This window comes from Pacificibacter maritimus (assembly GCF_003814915.1).
Lineage (GTDB): Bacteria > Pseudomonadota > Alphaproteobacteria > Rhodobacterales > Rhodobacteraceae > Celeribacter > Celeribacter maritimus.
Map to the genome: position 1 here is coordinate 682,224 of NZ_RKQK01000001.1, position 15,937 is coordinate 698,160.

The following is a 15,937-nucleotide window of genomic DNA, read 5'->3' on the forward strand; positions in this document are numbered from 1 at the left end:
TTGGACGCTTATCTCAATGTGACAGGTAAATTGATCGGCCCCCGAAAACCAAAGCCGCGCCAGTTTACCTTGGATGGATCCGCCAAAGACATGTCAGGAAAACGATCGAACAACGCGGGGATCATGATTTCGCCAACGGTGCGCCGCGCGATATGTGAGCCAGCACAAAGATGCGGTCCACTGCCAAAAGCTTGATGCGGATTTTGGTCCCGGAAAACCATAAATTCCTCGCTATTTTCATACAGATCCTCATCACGGTTGGCCGAGGCCTGAATAGTCATCACGGTTTCACCCTTGGGCACATCGTAACCGCCGATTTCTGTATCTTCTAACACCAAACGGCTTGAGGCTTGAATGGGGGCGACCCAACGCACACCTTCTTCAAAGGCCTGTCCCCAAGCATCTTGCCTGCGCACCTCGTCAAGTTGATCAGGATTTGTGAGCAAACCATATAAAATCGTGGCCATCGCATCACGAGGCTCATTGATCCCACCGCCGATGGCGATTTTAAGATTGGCGTAGATTTGACTTTGTGGGATCGGATTTTGGGCATTCAACATAACAGAGAATGCAGATGAATTTGGAGTGGCTATATGATGTGCGATTAGCCCATCAAAATGCGCGTTCATTTCGTCATTTGCACGATCCGAAATTTTAAACAACTCAGGATCCCAGCCAAAATTCCCAGCACCGTCAATCAAATGTTGTGACCATCGCAGCATTTGGTCATCTGTTGCACCGTCTAACCCGAGAATATGCACGAGAATACGGGCCGAGACGGGACCACAGATATCTTTATACAGATCAACGGTTTCCCCACGTGGCAGCCGCGATATGTAGTCTTGTGTGATATCGCGATAAAGTTGAGCCCAGTTTTGTTTGATCACTTTGGGTGAAAAACTCAACTGCATTGCCATGCGTTCACGTCGATGTTCAAGACCATCTTTGCGCATCAAAGTATGCGCTTGAAAGGCGGGTTCCATCGGTGTGTTCGGGTCGTTCGAGCTAAACACTTCTGGCGTGTCTTTGATCATCCGTGTCATAGCGGCTTTGGTCACAAAGGTTCGCTTGATCTGTTCGACCCGCACCACAGGCGTTTGGGTACGCATTTTTCGGTAAATGGGGTAGGGGTCGTGCGTCAGTTGCACCATGCCTATTTCGGTATTTACGGGTGCTAAAGCCATGCCAATTCCTCCCAAAATTGTTCTGCCAATATGTCATGCGAATTTGCATCTGAAAAGATGATGCATTAGATGTTATGAATCTAATTTTTCGATCAAGACTAAGGACGCCAGATGACACAGCAACACAGCAATTTGAGCAATCTGGATATGCGTGCCCTTGAGATTTTGCTTTTGGTGTATAAAGAAAAATCCTTTACGCGTGCGGCAGATAGCCTTGGCGTTAGCCAGTCTGTGGTGAGCTATAATATTGATAAGGTGAGAAAAGTTGTCGGAGACCCGCTTTTTGTTCGCGAAGCGGGGGTGACCTTACCAACTGAAAAATGTGTCTCTCTCGTGACCCTGTCCGAAGAGATGCTTTTGCGAATGGAAGACCTGCAAAGCGCCAATACATTTGACCCCACAACCACAACAGACCCACTGGTCATTGCCTGCAACTACTATGAGCGCTTGCTGCTTATCCCTTCAATCGTCGCCACATTTCGCAGCCTTGCGCCAAGCATGCCAATAGAAATCATCGACGCATCGGGGCTGGGCCATGAAAAGTTGTTGAACCGTGAAGCCGATATTTTGATCGGTCCATTTAATCGTACCGACACCGCATTTTATGCCCGAACCTTGTTCACAGATAATTACGTCTGCATGATGGATGCCGCCAATCCCGCGGTGCAGTCGGAGTTAACCTTGGAGACCTATTTAAAGCTCGACCATATCGTTGTTACATATGGTGGCATGTGGAAGTCATTCTACCTGACAGAGCTTGAACGCTTGGGACATCAAATTCGCCCGATGCTCCGTGTTCCAAGCCCAGCAGGGATCGAGGAAATCGTGAGCGGTTCGCCATTGGTCGCGACACTTCCTGCGGGGATGGGCCGCAAAATCTGTGGCAGCTTACGTTTGGTGCCTTGTCCGATACAACAGTCACTTCCCATTCGAATTGTTTGGACTGCGCAACATCATCATTCAGCAAAGATCAAATGGGTGCGAGATATTATTGCTGAAACGATGACGGCCTGAATGTCGCATTCGTCGTTATAAAGCTTCAACGCTTTACCTCAGCAGCGCTGCCAGCATGAATGACTGCGCCACAATAGAGGACAGGCTGCGTGCATATAAATATCTTATAATCAGTATTATGTTAAAAGAAGATGAATCCACACACAGAATGAATTGAATTTGCGCATAGTATCAGAGATATACGAGGCAAAGCTTATGTCATTGGTGAAGGTCATCCATAAAAAAAGGACCAGCTAAAATGCCGGTCCTTTTAGAAAACGTAATGGATGGCACATTAGCCAGCCATTTTAGCCGCCCATAGTTTTTGCAACTTCAGCAGCAAAATCTTCTTCAACTTTCTCGATGCCTTCGCCAACAGCGAGACGGATAAAGCCAGTGATTTCAGCGCCAGCTTCTTTTGCTGCAGCTTCAACTGTTAGATCTGGGTTGATCACAAAAGCTTGGCCCAACAATGTGGATTCTGCGATGAATTTTTTCATGCGGCCCACGATCATTTTTTCGATCACAGCATCTGGCTTGCCAGATTCACGTGCGATGTCAATTTGAACTTGCTTTTCTTTCTCGACAACCTCTGCATCAAGGTCAGCTTCTGACAGGGCTGCTGGGTTAACAGCGGCAATGTGCATAGCAACTTGTTTTGCAAACGCTTCGTCGCCGCCTTTAAGCGCAACGAGAACACCGATTTTACCCATGCCGTCAGCAGCAGCGTTGTGAACATAAGACACAACCAAATCGCCAGTCAGCGTAGACATGCGGCGCAAGCCCATGTTTTCACCGATTGTCGCAACTTTATCTGTGATCACTTCGGAAACAGTTTTGCCACCCAAGTCAGCAGTCGCAAGCTCTTCAACTGTGTTTACAGTCAAGGCAACTTCAGCAATTGAACCAACCATAGATTGGAATTCAGCGTTTTTACCAACGAAGTCAGTTTCAGAGTTCACTTCAACTGCAACACCTTTGCCACCAGAAACGGCAACGGCAACAAGGCCTTCCGCAGCTGTACGGCCAGCTTTTTTCGCAGCTTTTGCCAAACCTTTGGTGCGAAGCCAATCAACAGCGGCCTCCATGTCACCATCACACTCAACGAGTGCTTTTTTAGCGTCCATCATGCCTGCAGCTGTTGCTTCGCGCAGTTCTTTCACCATTGCAGCAGTAATTGCCATGCCGGTTCTCCTAGAATTGAAATGGGATCGGGGGCGGGTCTACCCTGCCCCCGTAACATTTATGTAAAGGCTGTTGGTCGCTTACGCGTCTGCAACAACTTCTTCAACGGGAGCTTCTTCGAAAGCACCGAAATCAACGCCAGCAGCGCCCATTTGTTCAGTCATGCCGTCAAGAGCTGCACGTGCAATCAAGTCACAGTACAATGTGATCGCGCGTGACGCGTCATCGTTGCCTGGGATCACGTAATCAACACCTGCTGGTGGGCAGTTAGAGTCAACAACAGCAACAACAGGGATACCCAATTTGTTGGCTTCCAAGATCGCTAGGTCTTCTTTGTTTACGTCAACAACGAAGATAAGGTCAGGAACGCCGCCCATGTCGCGGATACCGCCCAAAGAGGCTTGCAATTTAGCTTGGTCACGTTCCATGCCCAAACGCTCTTTCTTGGTCAGGCCTTCGGCGCCAGAGGCAAGCTTTTCGTCGATCATTTTAAGGCGTGCGATAGACTGGGAAACAGTTTTCCAGTTTGTCAGCGTGCCGCCCAACCAACGGTGGTTCATGTAGTACTGTGCGCATTTTTCAGCAGCTTCAGCAACAGGACCAGCCGCTTGGCGTTTTGTACCAACGAAAAGGATACGGCCGCCTTTGGCAGCTGTGTCGCGCACAACTTTCAACGCTTGATCAAGCATTGGAACAGTTTGTGTCAAATCGAAGATGTGGATACCATTACGCTCGCCGTAGATGAACTCCTGCATGCGCGGGTTCCAGCGTTGTGTTTGGTGACCATAGTGAACGCCAGCTTCCAAAAGCTGACGGATAGTGAATTCTGGAAGAGCCATATTCATGTTCCTTTTCCGGTTTATACCTGAGCGGAGGGTCTTCAGGACAAATGCCCCAACCGGTGGACCGTACAAGGATTTCTCCCTTGAGGGCCCGCCTCCGCCTGTGAAGTGATCGAGCTAATAGGTTGGCTCACTGAAAAGCGCAAGGGATTTTGATCGCTTTTTGGCATCAAAATACAGTTTTTCTGGGCTTTTCATTTGAAACCGTGAGCTTTCTCGATGAATTTGTGAGTTTTCCACATTTGGCGTCAGAAACCTTAGGTCAAATCTCTTGCCATTTGGTCAAAAATAGCGCCAATTCGCATAATGACACAAGCACCTCAAATCTTATGTATTGGTTCCGTTCTATGGGACATCATCGGCCGCTCTGACCGCTCCATGCGTGTTGGCTCAGACGTGCCAGGTCGGATCATTCGTGTGCCTGGCGGTGTTGCGATGAATATCGCTATGGCCCTGTCCCGATTTGGCCTAAAACCCAGCCTGCTCACCTCTATCGGTCGCGATGCCCAAGGGGATGAATTGATAGAAGCCGCCAAAGTGCGCGATATCCAAACCGACTATATATATAGATCAGACGATCTGCCCACAGACATCTATATGGCTGTCGAGGGCGCAAATGGTCTGATTGCCGCCATTGCGGATGCACATTCATTAGAGGCAGCTGGCGACAAGGTTTTGCGCCCCTTGAGTGACGGGCGCTTGGGGTCTGCGGAATCCCCCTATGCTGGCCCTATCGCCCTTGATGGCAATCTCACGGCGGCTTTGTTGCGCGAGATAGCAACATCACCTTTGTTTAGCGCGGCTGACCTGCGCGTGGCCCCTGCGAGCCCCGGAAAAGCCGAACGATTGCAGCCCTTGTTACACCACCCGCGCGCAACACTTTATGTCAATTTGGAAGAAGCGGGCCTATTGTGTCACCAAACATTCCACAGGTCTCAAGATGCTGCGGGTGCCTTGATCGCCAAAGGTGCGCATCGCGTTTTGGTCACCAATGGCGGGGATGACGCAACCTTGGCCAGCCAAAATACCGTGCTCACACAAACGCCCCCTTCCGTCATGGTCGCGCGCGTCACTGGCGCAGGCGATACCTTTATGGCAGCCCATATCGCGGCTGAAATGAACGGCGCTGATAGCATGAACTCTCTTACACAAGCCCTTGAAGCTGCGGCCCTTTATGTCTCAGGAGACACAGATATATGACCCTTACCCTGCCCATCACCTTTTCCCCTGATGTCCAAGCCGCAAAAGATGCGGGCAAAGCCATTGTCGCACTTGAAAGCACGATCATCACCCACGGCATGCCGTATCCGCAGAACGTCGAAACAGCGCGTTTGGTCGAAAGTGATGTGCGCGACAACGGTGCCGTACCTGCAACGATTGCAGTGCTGAAGGGCAAGCTGCACGTTGGGTTGAGGGATGAAGAGTTGGAAAGCCTTGGGCAAGCGCAAAACGTTGCTAAGCTTTCGCGTGCGGATCTGGCAGTTTGCATTGCAACAGGTGGCACGGGTGCCACCACGGTTGCAGCCACCATGATTGCGGCGCATTTGGCAGGTATTCACGTCTTTGCGACAGGTGGCATCGGTGGGGTTCACCGCGGCGCGGAAGACACTTTTGACATTTCTGCCGACTTGCTGGAATTGGCGCAAACCCCCGTGACCGTTGTTGCTGCTGGCCCCAAGGCGATTTTGGACATTCCGAAAACGATGGAAGTCCTTGAAACACAAGGGGTTCCCGTCATTGCCTATGGTCAAGACGCCCTACCCGCGTTTTGGTCACGCGCCTCACAATATAAAGCGCCTTTGCGTTTGGACAGTGCTGCCGATATCGCGAAATCCGCGCAAATGCGTACACTTATGGGCTTGCCTGGCGGTCAATTGATTGCCAATCCCATCCCTGAAGCTGACGAAATTCCAGTTGATGTTATCATGCCCTTTGTCGAAACGGCGCTACAAGAAGCCGAAGACCAATCCATCACCGCCAAGCAATTGACACCTTTCTTACTGGGGCGGATTTTTGAGCTGACCGAAGGACAGTCTTTGACAGCCAATATTGCACTTGTGCGCAATAATGCGCGTTTGGCGGCGCAAATTGCGTGTGCTTTCTAGGCAATTGCGAGTTTATTCACGGCTTTGACGTATTTCAGCTCTAGGTGTTATTGTGTCTCGGCGTGGTGATGCCTAGGTTCGCTGGAATATGTTTCAAAATTTTATGTAAAGACAGGCTGCGCCCATGACCAATCCCTTCGATGAGCCAACCCCAACACCTGCGCCAAAACGCGGGATGTTTGCGCGGCTGCGGGCGTCTTTCTTTACGGGGCTCGTTGTTGTCGCCCCCATCGGCTTGACCGCCTATTTGATTTGGACCGTGACTGGCTGGTTCGATGGCTGGGTTTTGAATTTCGTGCCGCGCGCTTATCATCCAGGCGAAATTATCAACCGCCTTTTGGGCTATGATGATCCCCTCAATCAGTTGCCAGTCAACCTGCGCGGCGTTGGGGTGATCATCTTTTTGATTTTCACTGTGATCGTCGGATGGCTTGCCAAGGGCCTGCTTGGTCGATCCTTTATCCGCTGGGCAGAGGCTCTTGTAGATCGTACGCCCGTGGTAAGTTCGGTATATAACGGCTTGAAACAAATCGCAGAAACTGTATTTGCTCAGTCTGAAACTTCGTTTGATCAAGCCTGTTTGATTGAATATCCGCGCAAAGGCACTTGGGCCATCGGATTTGTATCTACTTCGGCAAAAGGCGAAATCGCCGCTGGCGCTGACCCATCTGACCCGTTGATTTCGGTCTTTGTGCCCACCACGCCCAACCCGACTTCGGGTTTTTTATTGTTCTTTAAAACATCAGAAGTTCGCATTTTGGATATGACCGTTGAAGATGCAGCGAAACTGGTGATCTCTGCGGGTCTCGTTTACCCAAATGGCAAGGCACCAGCCGAGTCAAATCCTAAGATTTCAAAAAAATAAACCAAAACGAGCGCCCACATGCATGGACCCTCGCTTTGGTTACTCGATGCAATTGCTTTAGAGCGCTGTCCAGCCCCCGTCGATTGAAAGCGTCGTGCCCGTCATTTGGGCCGCCGCGTCAGATGCCAAATACACGCAGGTGCCGCCCAGCTGTTCCACCGTTGCGAATGCCTTTGAGGGCTGGCGTTCCAGTAAAACTTCGCGAATAACCGTTTCGCGGTCCATCCCATATTTTTCCATTGTATCAGGGATTTGCGCCTCGACCAGCGGTGTCAAAACATAGCCAGGACAAATGGCATTGGCGGTAATGTTTTCTTCTGCGGTTTCCAAGGCTGTGACTTTTGTCAAACCAACGACCCCGTGTTTTGCTGTGACATAAGCCGATTTAAACGGTGACGCAGTTAATCCGTGGGCTGAGGCGATATTGATCACCCTGCCCCAACCGCTGGCGCGCATGACAGGTAAAGCTGCGGCTGTGGTGTGAAAAGCGGAACTCATATTGATAGCGATGATTGCATCCCATTTATCGCTGGGAAATTCATCAATCGCGGCCACATGCTGGATCCCCGCGTTATTCACCAAAATGTCGCAAGCGCCAGCCTGTTCGATCAAAGCGCGACAGGCGCTGCCTTTTGACATATCCGCCGAAATATAGCGGGCTTTGACATTAAATTCATCGGCCAATGCGTCAGCCAAAGCGTGGTCTTCATCGTTGTTTGTGAACGAATTCAATACAATATCCGCGCCGACCTTGGCCAATTCACGGGCGATACCCAGCCCAATGCCTGAATTCGATCCCGTGATGACGGCCTGTTTTCCTGCCAAAATCATGTAACTGCTCCACTTTCATCTGCCAAATTCGGCATTTATTCAAAGCTATGACAACAGAGTTTCGCCTGATACTGCAACTCAAAACAGAATCATTGTGCAAATAACGGTGAAAAGGAATCGGTTTTTCAGGTTTTTCTGCGCGCTCAAAGTAGCTTAGGTCACAGCTTGGAAAACCGCGATACAGCCAAGCCTGCCTAGCTATTTGCCAAAAAAAACGCCCGCACGAGGCGGGCGCAAAGTTATTGAGGCAGGTTTCATACAGGCAAGAAACCTATCGAGCAGTGACTTCTTTATACGCATTTATCGCGTGGCATCCAAGCTAAAAGTTTGAAACCTCAGTCAGGGCGTCATAAGCTAAGTGCAAGTAAACCCACGCGGATGGAGGCATTGTAGCAAGAATGGCAACGCAGTTTTTCTCAAGATACCTAATACGGTCCACGGCCTTTGCCCTGTGCTGCACAACCTCAATGGCTTTTGCCGAGGCAAAACATGGCATCGCTATGTACGGTGACCCTGCGTTACCACAAGATTTCGTGTCACTGCCCTATGCAAACCCTGAGGCCCCTAAGGGGGGTAAGATCGTCACTGGCGAAGGCGGCACCTTTGACAGTTTGAACCCTTATATTCAAAAAGGCACGGTTCCGTGGCAACTGAGATTTATGTTGGCCGAAAGTTTGATGGGGCGCTCATATGGCGAACCCTTTGCGCTTTATGGTGTTTTAGCCGAATCGATTGAAGTCGGTGACAACCGCGAATGGGCCGAATTCACATTACGCGAGGAAGCTAAGTTTTCAGACGGCAGCCCTGTGACCATCGAAGATGTCATGTGGTCTTATGAAAAACTCGGCACCGAAGGCCACGGTCGCTATGCGTCGCTTTGGACCCAGATCGAAAGTATGGAACAAACTGGCCCGAGATCGGTCAAGTTCACATTTAACACGGATAACCGTGAATTAGCGCTTTTGGTCGGGATGCGGCCGATTTTGAAAAAAGCGCAATGGGATGGATTGGACTTTACCAAATCTGGTTTCGATCAAATTCCCATTGGATCTGCACCCTATGTGGTCTCAGATTTCAAAGCGGGCAGTTTTGTCGAACTTTCGCGCAACCCTGATTATTGGGGAAAAGACGTGCCATTCATGCGTGGCCAAGCCAATTTGGACACCATTCGCTGGGAATTTTTTGCGGACTCAAGCTTGGTGATCGAAGCGTTCAAAGCTGGTGAGCTGAACGCGCATCGTGAATTCAACGTGCAGACCTGGGATGACCAATATAACTTTCCCGCGATTGAACGCGGCGATGTGGTGAAATCCATCGTGCCACATCAGCGCCCCTCTGGCATGACAGGCTTTGCCATGAACACTCGCCTGCCCCAGTTCCAAGATTGGCGCGTGCGTGAAGCTTTGATCACTGCATTCAATTTCGAATACATCAATGAGGTGCAGACTGGATCACAGCAATCGCGGATCACATCTTATTTCTCCAATTCGACCCTCGGCATGCAAGACGGCCCCGCCACAGGAAAAGTTGCAGAATTGCTTGAACCTTTCAAAGATGACCTTTTGCCAGGCGCGATCGAGGGATACACCCTGCCCGTCACCAACGGCACGCAGAATGACCGCAAATCCCTGCGGACCACTCTGGCCCTTTTCGAAGAAGCTGGTTGGACTGTGCAAGACGGCGTGATGAAAAATGCCGAAGGCGATGCCTTTACCTTTGATATTTTGCTGAAAGTTGGCGATGACGAAAACCAATCCATCATCGACACCTATGTGACCAATCTGGCGCAGCTTGGCATAAAGCCGACCGTCACAGTTGTTGACGCGCCACAATACCGCGCGCGCACCGATAGTTTTGATTTTGGCATGACCAACTTCCGCGTTGGCTTGTCACTGTCACCTGGCAATGAACAAAAATCCTATTGGGGATCTGAGGCCGCAGAAATTGAAGGATCGCGCAATCTCATCGGCATTCAGTCGGAAGCGGTGGACAGTCTGATCGACACATTGTTGTCATCCACAAGCCAAGATGACTTTTTAGCGTCAGCGCGCGCACTTGATCGTGTTTTGACATCTGGGCGCTATGCAATACCTATCTACCAGTGGAATATTTCTCGTCTTGCACATGCAAAAGAGTTAAAATTCCCCGAAACTTTGCCGATCTATGGTGACTGGATCGGTTGGCAACCTGATGTTTGGTACTGGGAAGACTGATGAAAACGATAATCGCTGTTATATTGCTTACAACTTTGGCCTCTTGCGGCACAGTCGCGGGCGTTGGTGAAGATATCACTGGCGCATCGCGGACCGTTCAGGGCTGGCTGTAGTGCATAAACTCGTAGTGAGTGCTTTGGTATGTATATCTTTGACTGGCTGTTCTGTGGCCCGAGCGGGTGTGAAAACAGGATATAAAGCCAGCAAGGCAGTTGTGAAAACGACGGGCAAAGCAGCCACAGCTATTGTGCGTTGAGTTCCCCTAAAAACACGTGCAGGCCAATCCCTGCGCGTGTTCCGAGATTGCACATCTCATTTGCGCCACTGGGCTGCAAAAACCACCCCAAAAAAAGAAAAAGCCCCCGGATGCTGTTAAGCGCATCTTCGGGGGCGTATTGGGCCAAACCATTCGTCTTGGGGACTTTGCTCGATGGGGTATCTTGCTTGGCCTAAATCGTCTGTCACACCTGTTTTCAAGTGTCAGTAGGTTTGATCAGTGGTGCCGATCATGTATTCAATTTCGCTCAGCTGAGATGTCACAGACCCATTCACGGGCAACCAATCCAAAGCGCCAGCGGCGATGACCAAGGCTGCGATAGCACCCAACGCGATTGTCACCACGGGCAAACGCATGCGCTGCGGCAAAGACAGGCTGCTTTTGCGCGCAAAAGCGCGACCCTGAGCTGATGAAAAGCTGTTGTCGGTGTAAAATGCCATAATCGGGAACCTGCGTCTCTCGGATGCGAAATAATTATCGTTACGTTGCAATATCTTAACCACAAATCATCGCTCAGGTCACGCAGCATGATTTGTAACACAATACGCCCCATTCCTTGCGAACAAACGTGAACAAAAGCGGAATATGCGCAGTTTGCAAAGTTGCAAACCCCACTGCATCACAAGATATAGGTCAATGAGAACATCTGAATTTGCAAAAATCGTGAGGTGGAAGAATATTTTCCTTTTGTGAATTGGGGTGTTATTTTTCAACAAATAGGCTAGCTAACTTCAAACTGCGCAGGCCATATTTCTCACCCCGCGCCTTGCTTTAAAATCACGCTCACCCAAGGACCTTGTTCAAATGATCAAACTTGATATCTTTTCCGATCCCATTTGCCCGTGGTGCTACATTGGAAAAACACGTCTTGAAGCAGCCCTCGACCAACGCCCAGACCACCCTTTCGTGGTGGAATGGCACCCGTTTCAATTGAACCCTGAGATGCCTGCGGAGGGCATGGATCGACGCGCCTATTTGGAAGGTAAATTTGGCGGCACCGAAGGCGCGAAAAACGCCTACCGCCCTGTCGTTGAAACCTTGGCGAAAGAACTTCCCGATGCAGATTTGGGCAAAATCGAAAAAACGCCCAACACCCTAAATGCGCACCGCGTCATTCACTGGGCAGGCTTGGAAGCCAAACAGACTGCCATGGTCGATGCACTTTTTGCTGCCTATTTTGTTGATGGGCGCGACATCGGCGATGCAGAAGTTTTGGCGGATATAGCTGACAGTATCGGCCTAGACGCCTCTGTTATTTTGCGCCTGCTCGCCTCAGATGAAGATGTTAAAGCCATCCAAACCCGCGATGCACATGCTCGCGAACGCGGCATCAACGCCGTGCCAATGTTTGTCGTCGCGCAGCAACACGCCGTGTCAGGCGCACAAGACAGCGCACTTTGGATAAACGTCATCGACGAATTGATGGCACAGGCCACCGAAACATCTAACGCATGATCCTTAATTTCGCGCTAGGACTTATTGGGTGCTTTGGTTGGCTTGGCATTCTGACCCATGCCAACTTAAGACCCAGCGCGCGCATTTGGCCGCCGCGCCGCCCCTCTTGGATCTGCGTGTTATGGTCTTGGGGTTTGACGACGATGATTTATGTTGGCCTGTTTCGCTTAGGACTGTCCGAAAACGAGGCCCGCATCTTACCAGAATCGCTTGTGACACTCGGGGCAATCATCGCCGTGGCAGGATCGATTTTGCAATCTTGGGGCACATCTGCACTTGGCTTAAAGGCGACATCAGGCTGGCCGCTCGGCGGATCATATCCCGCTGACGGCTGCACCAAAGGCCCCTATAAATACCACCGTCACCCGCAATACATCGGCCAAAGCCTGTCATTTATTGGTCTCGCGCTTTTCGGCGGATCGCCTTATGCGGTGGTGCTTGCGGTCTTTGGCTGTGCCGCCTTGGTCTTTGCCAGCCATGTCGAAGGCAAACATCTAAAAACATAACGCGCAGACGTCTTTATTTTTTCACGCCGACCTTTGAAAACTTGGCCAAATCCTGCGCAATCGAAAACGCGCCCTTGATTTTGTCACTGTCTTTTTTCCAATCGCGGCGCACGATGATTTTGTTGTCTTTGACCTTTGCCATGCCCTTTTGCGCTTGGATGAAATCAACAAGCCCCACAGGGCTCGCAAATTTATCATTGTGGAACTGAATGGTGACACCTTTTGGCCCGCCGTCCAAACGCCCGATGCCAGCCTCGCGGCATTTTTCCTTGATCCGCACAATCACCAGCAAGGTATTGACCTCTTTGGGAAGCTTCCCAAAGCGGTCGATCAATTCAGCGGCAAAACCTTCGAGTTCAACTTTGCTGCGCAGACCTGACAGGCGACGATAAAGCCCTAAACGCACATCAAGATCGGCAACATAAGTTTCAGGAATCAAAACAGGCACGCCCAAATTGATTTGCGGCGCCCATTGACCATCATCGTCCAAAGTCACGGCTTCGTCGCCGGATTTGATCTTGGCAATCGCCTCTTCCAGCAGGTTTTGATACAGTTCAAACCCGACTTCTTTCACCTGACCAGATTGTTCTTCGCCCACCAAATTGCCCGCACCGCGAATGTCCAGATCTTGTGAGGCAAGCGTAAAACCAGCCCCCAAAGTGTCCAAACTGCCCAAAACCCGCAGACGTTTTTCGGCTGTGGGTGTAAGCGGGCTGCGTGGTTTCGTGGTAAGATAGGCATAGGCGCGGGTTTTTGCGCGCCCGACACGGCCTCGAATTTGGTACAACTGTGCCAAGCCAAACATATCCGCACGGTGAATAATCATAGTGTTGGCAGTGGGAATATCGATGCCACTTTCCACGATGGTCGTCGCCAAAAGCACATCGAATTTGCCATCGTAAAAGGCATTCATCCGATCATCCAATTCGCCCGCCGCCAATTGGCCGTGTCCAATCACAACGCTGACTTCGGGCACTTCTTTGCGTAAGAAGTCTTCGATCTCAGGAATATCTTTGATGCGTGGCACCACAAAAAAGGACTGCCCGCCACGATAATGTTCGCGCAACAAGGCTTCTCGCAATGTGACCGTATCGAATTCAGACACATAGGTGCGGATCGACAAACGATCGACAGGCGGTGTGCCGATGATCGACAAGTCGCGCACGCCCGTCAGTGACATTTGCAAGGTGCGCGGGATGGGTGTCGCCGAAAGCGTTAGAACATGAATGTTTGATTTCAGTGACTTAAGTCGTTCTTTATGGGTCACACCAAAGCGCTGTTCTTCGTCGACGATCATCAAACCTATGTTTTGGAAGCGCACTGATTTGGCCAAAAGCGCATGGGTGCCGACCACAATGTCAACTTCGCCCGACGCTAGGCCCTCGCGGGTTTTGGCCATCTCTTTGGTCGACACAAAACGCGACATGGGCCGCACGTTGATTGGAAAACCACGGAATCTTTCAGCAAAGGAGCGATAATGTTGACGCGCCAAAAGTGTCGTCGGCGCGATCATCGCCACCTGCACACCGCACATGGCGGCAATAAAGGCAGCACGCATGGCGACTTCGGTTTTGCCAAAGCCAACATCGCCGCAAATCAAACGATCCATCGGACGTCCTGCTTCGAAGTCATCCAAAACATCTTCGATGGCGCGCAACTGATCTTCGGTTTCCGAATAAGGAAAGCGCGCACAAAACGCCTGCCACATATCATCGGGCGGCGTCATTATTGGCGCTTTGCGGATATGACGCTCTGCCGCGATGCGGATCAGCTTTTCGGCCACTTCGCGGATGCGTTCTTTCATCCGCGCTTTTTTCGCCTGCCAAGCCCCGCCGCCGAGCTTGTCCAACATGCCTTCGTCATGGCCATAGCGACTTAGAAGCTCAATGTTTTCAACAGGTAAATACAGTCGGTCGCCGCCTGCATATTCTAACAACAGACATTCATGGGCCGCGCCCAAGGCTGTGACGACCTCCAACCCTTGGTAAATCCCCACCCCATGCTCAACATGCACGATCAAATCACCGACAGTGAGATTGGAATGTTCTGTCAGGAAATTCTCAGCGCGTTTTTTGCGCGTTGGTCGGCGGATGAGACGATCGCCAAGCACATCTTGTTCGGAAATAACCGTGATATGCCCCGTGTCGAGCTGTGCTTCGAACCCTTGATCAAGCGGCCAAATTGCTAAGAAAACACCTCCGATGCCCTCTGGCACATCACGCCAATCGCCAATTTCAACCGCGCCGTTGAGGTCTTGGTCTTGCAGCAAGGTCGAAATACGGTCACGCGCGCCTTCAGACCAAGAGGCAATGATCACCTGCCCGCCCTTACGCTTTGCATTAATATGATCCGCTAATGATTGGAAAATATTTATATTTTCAAGATTTCGTTCAGGTGAAAAATTGCGCCCTAAAACGCCACCTGCATCAATTGCGCCCAGCCCTGTCGGCACCTGTAATGGGTTAAGACTGAGCATGCGACGGTCTTGAGTTACAGACGTCCAAGCGTCGTCAGTCAGATATAAAAGCTCAGGCGGACAGGGTTTATAAACACTGTCTAATCGGCCTTTTGCGGTGAGTGCCTCTTTACGGTTTTCATACTGATCTTGGATGCCTTCCCAACGTGAAAGTCGTGCTGCATCCAATTGATTATCAAGTGATATTGTTGCTTTTGGAAGATAATCAAATACCGTTTCCAATGTCTCATGAAAATAGGGCAACCAATGTTCAATGCCCGCATGTTTTTTGCCCGCAGAAATCGCTTCATAGATCGGATCGTCAGACCCTGTAGAGCCAAATTCAATGCGATAATTCTGACGAAACCGCGTGATCGCCGCATCGTCCAAAATGACTTCTGAAACAGGCGTAAATGTGATTTCTTTCAAGCTTGTGGTCGTGCGCTGCGTCGCAGGATCAAATCGACGCAACCCATCCAATTCATCGCCAAAGAAATCTAAACGCACAGGCAGATCATGCCCTGACGCATAGACATCAATGATGCCCCCACGAATAGCGTAATCGCCAGGCTCAACAACTGTTGGCGCTTGGGTAAAGCCCATCCGAACCAAGAACGCCCTTAGATTGGCCTCGTTGATCCGCTCACCAACGCGAGCTGTAAAAGCGGCTTCTTTCAACGTGTTGCGCGCAGGCACCCGCTGGGTGGCCGCCGATAAAGTTGTCAGCAAAACGAACCGTTTGGGGGTGGCACCGTGACTTAAAGCCGCCAAAGTTGCCATCCTGTGCGCAGAAATATCTGAATTGGGTGACATGCGATCGAAAGGCAAACAATCCCATGCGGGAAAATCTAAAACCGGCAAATCGGGTGCGAAAAAGCGCAGCGCTGTCCGCATCGCTTCGCGGCGCTTATCATCGCGGGCAATATGCACCACAGGGCCGTCAGATTTTTCGATCTCGCGCATCAACAGGTAGGCGTCGAACCCCTCAGGCGCGCCGCCAACTTGGATATGTTTTTTTGCTGTCAT

Annotated in this window: 14 protein-coding genes; 8 read left to right on the forward strand and 6 right to left on the reverse strand. The window is 50.7% G+C overall.

Features of this window, described 5'->3' with window-relative positions:
* Positions 1–8: 8 nt before the first annotated feature.
* Positions 9–1,184: a cytochrome P450 gene (locus EDD53_RS03150; RefSeq protein ID WP_123791732.1), complete on the reverse strand. Its 1,176-nt coding sequence runs from the start codon at positions 1,182–1,184 to the stop codon at positions 9–11.
* Positions 1,185–1,295: 111 nt separating this feature from the next.
* Here EDD53_RS03150 and EDD53_RS03155 point away from each other — a divergent pair, with 111 nt between their 5' ends.
* The gene (locus EDD53_RS03155) at positions 1,296–2,198 is read left to right on the forward strand and encodes a LysR family transcriptional regulator (RefSeq protein WP_123791733.1); all 903 of its coding nucleotides are present in this window, start codon (positions 1,296–1,298) and stop codon (positions 2,196–2,198) included.
* Between the two features lie 287 nt (positions 2,199–2,485).
* On the opposite strand, the gene tsf is transcribed toward EDD53_RS03155, so the two are convergent.
* Both tsf and rpsB read right to left on the reverse strand, forming a co-directional pair.
* Positions 2,486–3,361 carry a translation elongation factor Ts gene (gene tsf / locus EDD53_RS03160; protein ID WP_123791734.1) on the reverse strand — a complete coding sequence of 292 codons (876 nt, stop codon included), beginning with the start codon at positions 3,359–3,361 and terminating at the stop codon, positions 2,486–2,488.
* Positions 3,362–3,442: 81 nt separating this feature from the next.
* Entirely contained in the window at positions 3,443–4,201 is a 759-nt protein-coding gene (rpsB, locus tag EDD53_RS03165) for a 30S ribosomal protein S2 (RefSeq protein ID WP_123791735.1), read from the reverse strand.
* A gap of 309 nt (positions 4,202–4,510) precedes the next feature.
* Between rpsB and EDD53_RS03170 the strand changes: the two genes are divergently transcribed.
* From EDD53_RS03170 to EDD53_RS03180, 3 genes are all read left to right on the forward strand, one after another.
* Positions 4,511–5,404, forward strand: a complete 894-nt coding sequence (locus EDD53_RS03170; protein ID WP_123791736.1) for a PfkB family carbohydrate kinase — start codon at positions 4,511–4,513, stop codon at positions 5,402–5,404.
* Positions 5,401–6,309 (forward strand): pseudouridine-5'-phosphate glycosidase, encoded by a 909-nt coding sequence (locus EDD53_RS03175; protein ID WP_123791737.1) that lies wholly within the window; start codon positions 5,401–5,403, stop codon positions 6,307–6,309. The genes EDD53_RS03170 and EDD53_RS03175 overlap by 4 nt, the downstream gene beginning before the upstream one ends.
* Before the next feature lie 124 nt (positions 6,310–6,433).
* A complete protein-coding gene (locus EDD53_RS03180; protein WP_123791738.1) occupies positions 6,434–7,174 on the forward strand; it encodes a DUF502 domain-containing protein in 741 nt (246 codons plus the stop codon).
* 57 nt (positions 7,175–7,231) lie between these two features.
* Here the strand turns inward: EDD53_RS03180 and EDD53_RS03185 are convergent, their stop codons facing one another.
* On the reverse strand, positions 7,232–8,005 hold the full coding sequence (locus EDD53_RS03185) for a 3-hydroxybutyrate dehydrogenase (protein WP_123791739.1): 774 nt from the start codon (positions 8,003–8,005) through the stop codon (positions 7,232–7,234).
* Positions 8,006–8,403: 398 nt separating this feature from the next.
* Here EDD53_RS03185 and EDD53_RS03190 point away from each other — a divergent pair, with 398 nt between their 5' ends.
* Positions 8,404–10,218 carry an extracellular solute-binding protein gene (locus EDD53_RS03190; RefSeq protein ID WP_123791740.1) on the forward strand — a complete coding sequence of 605 codons (1,815 nt, stop codon included), beginning with the start codon at positions 8,404–8,406 and terminating at the stop codon, positions 10,216–10,218.
* Positions 10,218–10,331: an entericidin EcnA/B family protein gene (locus EDD53_RS03195; RefSeq protein WP_123791741.1), complete on the forward strand. Its 114-nt coding sequence runs from the start codon at positions 10,218–10,220 to the stop codon at positions 10,329–10,331. The genes EDD53_RS03190 and EDD53_RS03195 overlap by 1 nt, the downstream gene beginning before the upstream one ends.
* A 367-nt stretch (positions 10,332–10,698) precedes the next feature.
* Here the strand turns inward: EDD53_RS03195 and EDD53_RS03200 are convergent, their stop codons facing one another.
* Positions 10,699–10,935, reverse strand: coding sequence for a hypothetical protein (locus tag EDD53_RS03200; RefSeq protein WP_123791742.1), 237 nt, complete (start codon positions 10,933–10,935; stop codon positions 10,699–10,701).
* 364 nt (positions 10,936–11,299) lie between these two features.
* On the opposite strand from EDD53_RS03200, the gene EDD53_RS03205 reads away from it, so the two are divergent.
* Entirely contained in the window at positions 11,300–11,950 is a 651-nt protein-coding gene (locus EDD53_RS03205) for a DsbA family oxidoreductase (RefSeq protein ID WP_123791743.1), read from the forward strand.
* Positions 11,947–12,456, forward strand: a complete 510-nt coding sequence (locus EDD53_RS03210) for a methyltransferase family protein (protein ID WP_123791744.1) — start codon at positions 11,947–11,949, stop codon at positions 12,454–12,456. The genes EDD53_RS03205 and EDD53_RS03210 overlap by 4 nt, the downstream gene beginning before the upstream one ends.
* 13 nt (positions 12,457–12,469) lie before the next feature.
* On the opposite strand, the gene mfd is transcribed toward EDD53_RS03210, so the two are convergent.
* Positions 12,470–15,937: a transcription-repair coupling factor gene (gene mfd, locus EDD53_RS03215; RefSeq protein WP_123791745.1), complete on the reverse strand. Its 3,468-nt coding sequence runs from the start codon at positions 15,935–15,937 to the stop codon at positions 12,470–12,472.